The sequence below is a fragment of the Bacillus sp. MBGLi79 genome (assembly GCF_002953915.1).
On record NZ_CP026521.1, the window covers coordinates 3,531,368 to 3,538,735 of the forward strand.

The 7,368-nt window shown below is 46.7% G+C and carries 8 protein-coding genes; 5 read left to right on the forward strand and 3 right to left on the reverse strand.

Features of this window, described 5'->3' with window-relative positions:
- Positions 1–15: 15 nt before the first annotated feature.
- Positions 16–1,599 (forward strand): phosphoenolpyruvate carboxykinase (ATP), encoded by a 1,584-nt coding sequence (gene pckA, locus C1T29_RS18040; protein WP_043054444.1) that lies wholly within the window; start codon positions 16–18, stop codon positions 1,597–1,599.
- 250 nt (positions 1,600–1,849) lie between these two features.
- The gene (locus tag C1T29_RS18045; RefSeq protein ID WP_020452671.1) at positions 1,850–3,034 is read left to right on the forward strand and encodes a dicarboxylate/amino acid:cation symporter; all 1,185 of its coding nucleotides are present in this window, start codon (positions 1,850–1,852) and stop codon (positions 3,032–3,034) included.
- A 39-nt stretch (positions 3,035–3,073) separates the two neighbouring features.
- Here C1T29_RS18045 and C1T29_RS18050 read toward each other — a convergent pair whose 3' ends face one another.
- A complete protein-coding gene (locus tag C1T29_RS18050; RefSeq protein ID WP_009329422.1) occupies positions 3,074–3,316 on the reverse strand; it encodes a DUF2584 domain-containing protein in 243 nt (80 codons plus the stop codon).
- Positions 3,317–4,141 carry an alpha/beta hydrolase family protein gene (locus C1T29_RS18055; RefSeq protein ID WP_103750252.1) on the reverse strand — a complete coding sequence of 275 codons (825 nt, stop codon included), beginning with the start codon at positions 4,139–4,141 and terminating at the stop codon, positions 3,317–3,319.
- A gap of 145 nt (positions 4,142–4,286) precedes the next feature.
- Between C1T29_RS18055 and C1T29_RS18060 the strand changes: the two genes are divergently transcribed.
- Genes C1T29_RS18060 through C1T29_RS18070 form a run of 3 tightly spaced genes read left to right on the forward strand, consistent with a single transcriptional unit; the run spans position 4,287 to position 6,831 of the window.
- Complete coding sequence (locus C1T29_RS18060; protein WP_043054601.1) at positions 4,287–5,243, forward strand: ABC transporter substrate-binding protein; 957 nt, start codon at positions 4,287–4,289, stop codon at positions 5,241–5,243.
- 12 nt (positions 5,244–5,255) lie between these two features.
- On the forward strand, positions 5,256–6,020 hold the full coding sequence (locus C1T29_RS18065) for an ABC transporter ATP-binding protein (RefSeq protein WP_020452675.1): 765 nt from the start codon (positions 5,256–5,258) through the stop codon (positions 6,018–6,020).
- A complete protein-coding gene (locus C1T29_RS18070) occupies positions 6,007–6,831 on the forward strand; it encodes an ABC transporter permease (RefSeq protein ID WP_031304951.1) in 825 nt (274 codons plus the stop codon). The genes C1T29_RS18065 and C1T29_RS18070 overlap by 14 nt, the downstream gene beginning before the upstream one ends.
- Before the next feature lie 30 nt (positions 6,832–6,861).
- On the opposite strand, the gene ytkD is transcribed toward C1T29_RS18070, so the two are convergent.
- Positions 6,862–7,338, reverse strand: a complete 477-nt coding sequence (gene ytkD / locus C1T29_RS18075) for an RNA deprotection pyrophosphohydrolase (RefSeq protein ID WP_026579030.1) — start codon at positions 7,336–7,338, stop codon at positions 6,862–6,864.
- Positions 7,339–7,368: the final 30 nt, after the last annotated feature.

The window sequence follows — 7,368 nt, forward strand, 5'->3', positions numbered from 1 at the left end:
AAAGGAAGGTTTTTTATGAATTCTGTAGATTTAACAACTGACTTACAAACGTTATTAATGGGCGAAAACGTTCAGCTGAACTTATCCGTTCCCCTTTTGGTTGAAAAAGTCCTTGAACGCAAAGAAGGAGTCTTAACATCTTCCGGAGCCGTGCGGGCTACAACCGGTACATACACCGGCCGCTCGCCAAAAGACAAATTCATTGTGGAAGAAGCGAGCACAAAGGACAAAATCGATTGGGGCGCAGTAAACCAGCCGATTTCAGAATCCGCCTTTGACCGGCTGTACACAAAAGTGCTCAGCTATTTAAAGGAACGCGATGAATTGTATGTATTTGAAGGGTTTGCAGGAGCAGACGAAAAATACCGGCTTCCGATTACAGTTGTCAACGAGTTCGCCTGGCACAACCTGTTTGCAAGACAGTTGTTCATCAGACCTGAAGAACATGATAAAAAACCTGAAGAACAGCCGTTTACGATTCTTTCCGCTCCGCATTTCAAAGCCGATCCGCTCATTGACGGGACCAGATCTGAAACATTTATCATCGTGTCGTTTGAAAAGCGTACGATTTTAATCGGAGGCACCGAATATGCCGGCGAGATGAAAAAATCGATTTTTTCTATTATGAATTATCTTCTTCCTGAACAAAACATTTTACCGATGCACTGTTCGGCAAACATTGGCGAGGAAGGCGGAACAGCTCTCTTCTTCGGATTGTCAGGCACAGGAAAAACGACGCTTTCCGCCGATCCGAAACGGAAGCTGATCGGTGACGACGAACACGGCTGGTCCAGCACAGGCGTTTTCAACATTGAAGGAGGCTGCTACGCCAAGTGCATTAACTTAAGCAAAGAAAAAGAACCGCAGATTTACAATGCGATCCGCTTCGGTTCCGTTCTTGAAAATGTCGTGGTTGACGGCAAAACCGGGGAGCCGGACTATTCCGACGCATTCTATACGGAAAACACGAGAGCGGCTTACCCGATTGATGCGATTGACAACATCGTCAAGCCGAGCATCGCAGCACACCCGCAGACCATTGTATTTCTGACGGCAGATGCTTTCGGCGTGCTTCCTCCGATCAGCAAGTTAACGAAAGAACAAGCCATGTATCATTTCCTGAGCGGATATACAAGCAAGCTCGCCGGCACCGAACGCGGGATCACCGCTCCTGAAGCCACATTCTCGACCTGCTTCGGTTCCCCGTTCCTTCCGCTCCCTGCACATGTGTACGCTGAAATGCTCGGAAGAAAAATCGATGAGCACGGCGTCAGCGTCTTTCTCGTCAATACAGGCTGGACCGGCGGCGGATACGGAACAGGGGAAAGAATGAGCCTCGCTTATACGAGAGCGATGGTTCAGGCTGCGATAGAAGGAGAACTGGATAACGCCGAAATGAAGACTGACCGCATTTTCGGACTTCATTCACCGGTCCATGTTCCGGGTGTGCCTGATCAAGTGCTTGACCCGGCTAAAACTTGGACAGATGAAAACGAATACGAGGAAAAAGCGATCCACTTGGCGAATGCATTCAAAAAGAATTTCAAAAAATTCTCTAATACCGAAAACATTGAAAAAGCCGGAGGACCGCTCGTATAACTCAACCCGCTTGCAGCAGCGCAGGTATTCTGCGCTGCTGCAGTTTATTAAAAATCCGCTTCGCCTGTCAGCGGCCGATGCCATTTTCTGGACAATGATTAAAACGACAATCAAGCACGGCCTGTGATAAAACGCTTCCAATTCGCGGCTGTTATTATTTGAAAATACAGACTTTTTTTATTTTTAACAAAAGAAATCTTTCATATGATAATATGATAAAAACATTTGTATATATCAGGAGGACACATCTATGAAATTTGGATTACTGCCGAGAATTATGACGGCAATTGTTCTTGGTGTTATCGTCGGAAGCTTTGCTCCGCTTTGGTTTGTCAAAACAGCCGCTACTTTCAATGATATTTTTGGAAACTTCATTAAATTCGTCATTCCTTTTATTATTATCGCTTTTATTATTCCCGGCATCGGACAAATCGGCCGCGGCGCCGGAAAAATCCTTGGCATTACAGCAGGTATCGCCTACACGTCAACCATTTTTGCCGGCCTCCTGGCGTACCTTGTCGGATCAAATCTTCTCCCCGCGATCATTTCCGGCCATCAGCTGCAGGAATTTAAAAATCCGGAAGAAGTTTTGCAAGCAGGATTTTTCACCATTGAAATGACGCCGTTTATGAGCGTGATGAGCGCACTGATTTTTGCTTTCATCATGGGAATCGGAATCGCTTATCTGCCCGGAAAAACATTAAAAAACGCATTCGATGAATTTCAAACGATCGTTGAAAAGCTGATATCATATATTATTATTCCGTTACTGCCTGTTCATATTTTCGGTATTTTCACCAATATGACGTTCGGCGGTCAGGTGCAGACAATCTTATCCGTATTTGCTAAAGTTTTCGTGATGATTATCGTGCTTCACCTCGTCATACTTTTGATTCAGTACTCCGTTGCGGGCGCTGCAAACGGCAGAAATCCGCTGTCGCTGTTGAAAATCGTGGCGCCGGCATACTTCACTGCGCTCGGCACACAATCGTCAGCGGCAACGATTCCCGTCACGTTGAGACAAGTCAGAAAAACGGGAGCAAGCCAAAAAGTGGCTGACTTCGCCGTTCCGCTCCTGGCCAATATTCATTTGTCAGGTAGCACGATTACACTGACGAGCTGTGCAATGGGCGTAATGATTCTAAACGGTCAAACACCGACTTTTTCGATCATGATGCCGTTCATTTTAATGCTTGGCGTCACAATGGTCGCAGCGCCCGGTGCCCCGGGGGGTGCCGTTATGGCCGCGGCCGGACTGCTGCAGTCGATGCTCGGCTTTAATGAAACCAGCGTATCATTGATGATCGCACTTTACCTTGCTCAGGACAGCTTGGGTACAGCAACGAACGTGACAGGAGACGGCGCTCTCACCATGCTGATTCACAGGCTGACTTCCAAAAAAGGAATCGGAAAAGAGGAAGATGTGCCTGCATAATACAGAAAAGCCAAGGACGCTATCCGCGCCTTGGCTTTTTTAATTCGTCGAATTTAATGATACGAGCCTGTATGTTAAATGAGTCCGTCCGTCTGACCATTCAAGGCGCTCCGCCTGCGCGGTGCCGGTAATGTCGCCCCGCTTAGTCTTTCTGACTTCAAGCGGCACATGAAGAGGGTAAACCCGATAACCTTCTTTTTCAAGTGTAAACACATTTTCCTCAACCCGTGTTTCTTTTCCTTTTGTCACAATCATTGTATTAAATTCAACTGGCATTCCCACCTAAAGTCCCCCTCCTTTTCTCTTTTCTTTTAGTTTACCATAACTTGTCCAAGGCCGGCTTTTCATCCATTGAGACAATTCTCTTACAATCCGCCTATTTTCCCGCGGAGGAAAATAGTGGGTATATCGACTGAAATACCACGTATCCACAGACTTGTTTCTTTGCAGAAGTTCGCGTTCTAGACGCCGCGCATGCTCGATGGAGACATTTTCATCGTTTGCTCCGTGGATCAAAAGCACGGGCGCTTCGATCTTCTCCAGCTCGTCAAAAGGCGTCCTCCATTCGTACGCTTCAGGAACCTTTTCAGGCGTCCCGCCGATGACCCGCTTCATCATCCGCCGCAAATCTTTGCGTTCGCGATAGGTCATAACCATATCGCTGACACCGCCCCAAGACACAAACGAAGCTGCAGCTTCTTTCATTTCGATTGCCGTTAAGATACCCATGATCCCGCCGCGGGAAAAGCCAAAAATGTGTACGCGTCCATCTTTTACCAGGTCATGCTTCTGCAGAAGACGAAAAGCGGCAAAAGCATCTTCCCGGTCATCACCCGCAAAGTCTTCATCGCCTTCTCCTCCTTGATTGCCTCTGTAAAACGGAGCAAGAACGACAAAGCCCTGTGAAGCGAACTGGACGATTCGGCCCGGTCTGACCATCCCGACGTTTTTAATTCCGCCGCGCAAATACAAAAATCCGTCATAATGTCCGGGAGCGGTCGGTTCCGCCAAGAGCCCCTTAACCTTGAGTCCTTGTGAAAGGTATGTGACGGAAAACAGACGCACCTTTTTGTTCGGCGATGGAAACCTTCTTTTTTCTAACCACATTCGTCACGTCACCTCTTTTTTAATCCGCAGCTGCCCCTCACACCTGTTTAGTATATAACATAAACTATTTTATGCCGAAAATAACCGAAATCAAAGGAGGGAAATCGGTTTGAAGCGTTTCTTTTTTACCATATTATCCTTCATTATGATGCTGTTTATCCTCGCTTCATGCGGCGGTCAAAAGCCCGAAAAGATCCGTCTCGCGGAAGTGACCCGTTCCGTTTTCTATACGCCTTTATATATCGCCTTGTCTGAAGGTTTGTTTAAAGAAGAAGGCCTTGATGTTGAACTGAAAACGACATGGGGTGGAGATAAAACGATGACTGCCCTTCTGTCAAACGGTGCCGATATTGCGCTTGTCGGCTCGGAAACGTCAATATACGTGAATGCCCAGGGCGCAAGCGATCCGGTGATTAATTTTGCACAGCTTACCCAGACGGACGGAACATTCCTCGTCGCCAGGAACGATGCGGGGCATTTCAGCTGGGATGATTTGAAAAACAAAACGTTCCTTGGCCAGCGCAAAGGCGGAATGCCGCAGATGGCGGGCGAATTTGTCCTGAAACAGAAAGGCATTGATCCCAAAAAGGATGTGGACCTGATCCAAACGATTGATTTCGCGAATATCGCAAACAGCTTTGCATCTGGTACAGGCGATTATGTTCAATTATTTGAACCCCAGGCCTCCATTTTTGAAAGAGAAGGCATCGGCCGCATTGTCGCCTCCTTCGGAAAAGAATCGGGCCGAATTCCATATACGACATTCATGGCTAAACAAAGCTACTTAACAAAAAACGAAGAAGCGGTCGAAAAGTTCACCCGCGCGGTTTACAAAGCCCAGCAGTGGGTAGAGACGCACTCTGCAAAAGAAGCTGCCGAAAGCATTCAAGATTATTTTAAAGATACCGAGCTTTCAATCATTGAATCTTCAATCGAACGGTATAAACAACAACGGTCTTTTGCCCTTGAGCCTGTTTTGGCTGAAAAAGAATGGAACCAGCTTCAAACCATCATGGATGAAGCCGGCGAGCTGCCGAAGCGCACCCCTCATCAAGAGCTGGTCAATACAAGGATCGCCGAAAAGGTCACAAAAAATCACTAGGAGGTGGCCGCAGTGTCTTTTTTGCAAGTTCAGGATGTCACACATACTTACTTTTCATTAAAGGAAAAAACAGCAGCGCTGGAAAACGTCAGCATTGAAGTCGAAAAGGGCGAATTTGTTTCGTTTCTCGGCCCAAGCGGATGCGGCAAAACAACACTTTTATCGATCATCGCCGGCATCGTTTCCCCCACGGAAGGACGCATCTTGGTGGAAGGGCGCACGCCTGACGAAGAGGATCGGCACATCGGTTATATGCTCCAGCAGGATTATTTATTTCCCTGGAAAACCATTGAGGAAAACGTCTTAATCGGTTTGCATATTTCCAAAAAATTCGGACCGGAAACAAAGGAGACCGCTCTCGGCCTGCTGAAAAAATTCGGGCTTTACGAGGTTGAAAAAAAGTATCCAAAAGAGCTCTCAGGCGGTATGAGACAAAGGGCGGCGCTTGCCCGCACACTCGCTGTCGACCCCGATATCCTCCTGCTTGATGAACCTTTTTCAGCCCTTGACTATCAGACAAAACTAAACCTCGAAGATTTGGTGTTCAACACGTTAAAGACGTATCAAAAAACAGCGGTGCTCGTGACTCATGATATCGGTGAAGCGATCGCGATGAGCGATCGGATATTGCTATTTTCAAAGCAGCCGGGCACCATCCATAAAACATTTGCCGTTCCTGAAGCGATCAGGAAGCTGACACCGTTTGAAGCGAGACAGGAACCGGAATTTCAGCCCCTCTTTCAGAACATATGGAAGGAGCTCAATGACCTTGAATAACAAACATCTGAAATCAAAAATTGACTTCCTTCATGAGGATTTTTTAAAGGAGCAGCAAGCCGAAAAAAGGCGGGTCCGCTTTTATCAAATCGTGATTTTCATCGTTTTCTTTTCACTGTGGGAAACCGCAAGCCGTCTGGCGTGGATCGATCCGCTGATCTTCAGCTCTCCTTCAGCCGTCTGGGCGCTTTTCCTCGAAAAGATGGGAGACGGATCATTGCCGGGGCATATCGGTGTCACCGTATTTGAAACCATCCTCGGCTTTCTGGCCGGAACATTGCTTGGAACTTTTCTGGCCGCCCTCCTATGGTGGTTCCCGAGGCTCTCCAAAATATTGGATCCGTATCTTGTCGTCTTAAATGCGATGCCGAAAGTGGCGCTAGGCCCCATTCTCATCGTGGCGATCGGCCCCAGCTTGACGAGTATTATTGCAATGGGCGCCATCATCAGCGTTATCATTACGACAATCGTCGTCTACACGTCCTTTCAAGAAATCGATGAAAATTATTTAAAAGTCATGAAAACATTCGGTGCAACGAAACGCGAGATTTTCAAAGAAGTCATTCTGCCCGCTTCCATTCCGACAATCATATCTACACTGAAGGTCAATGTCGGCTTAAGCTGGGTCGGCGTCATCGTAGGAGAATTTTTAGTGTCGGCTCAAGGCCTCGGCTATATGATCATCTACGGCTTTCAAGTCTTTAATTTCAACCTCGTCATGCTGAGCCTCCTGATCATCGCCGTCTTTGCAACATTGATGTATCAGGGTGTCGAGCTGTTGGAAAGAAAGTGGATGAAAGGCAGAGTATAACATGAAAAAACCCTGCAAATGCAGGGCTTTTTATTTGATGATGCCGGCCTTTTTCAGCTTTTCAAGACTGATCGTCAGGACGGAATCTTTCATTATAAAACTGTAATTTCTGTTTTTAGCGATATCTTTCGGGAGGCTCTTCAGCAAAACAGGGCCATTTGTCTCATAGTATGTCTGCTGTTTTTCGATCTTTTCGATATCGGCAAAATAAATATTTTTGACGATCACTTTCTCTCTGCCAAGAACTTTATATTGTCCGAGATAGGTCAGCTTTCTTACGACAGCTCCTGTTTCTTCCTTTACTTCCCGCAAAGCCGCTTCCTCAGCATTTTCGCTTCGTTCGACTTTGCCGCCTGGGAATTCACGGCCCCTGTCTTTATGATTTGTCAACAGCCATTGATCTTCGTAACGGCAGATCACCCATACATGCTTTGGTTCTTTTGAAAAAGGTTCCTTTTCAAAAGAAAGCTGAACCGTATTACGGTAAAAATCTTTAAATTCGTACATCCTAATCCCTCTTATCCGTTTCCTTGCTTC

Excerpts from the sequence above, each read along its gene's own strand:
- pckA (WP_043054444.1), top strand. The coding sequence starts at position 16 with ATGAATTCTGTAGATTTAACAACTGACTTACAAACGTTATTAATGGGC.
- C1T29_RS18045 (WP_020452671.1), top strand. The coding sequence starts at position 1,850 with ATGAAATTTGGATTACTGCCGAGAATTATGACGGCAATTGTTCTTGGT.
- C1T29_RS18055 (WP_103750252.1), bottom strand. The coding sequence starts at position 4,141 with ATGTGGTTAGAAAAAAGAAGGTTTCCATCGCCGAACAAAAAGGTGCGT.
- C1T29_RS18060 (WP_043054601.1), top strand. The coding sequence starts at position 4,287 with ATGATGCTGTTTATCCTCGCTTCATGCGGCGGTCAAAAGCCCGAAAAG.
- C1T29_RS18070 (WP_031304951.1), top strand. The coding sequence starts at position 6,007 with ATGACCTTGAATAACAAACATCTGAAATCAAAAATTGACTTCCTTCAT.
- ytkD (WP_026579030.1), bottom strand. The coding sequence starts at position 7,338 with ATGTACGAATTTAAAGATTTTTACCGTAATACGGTTCAGCTTTCTTTT.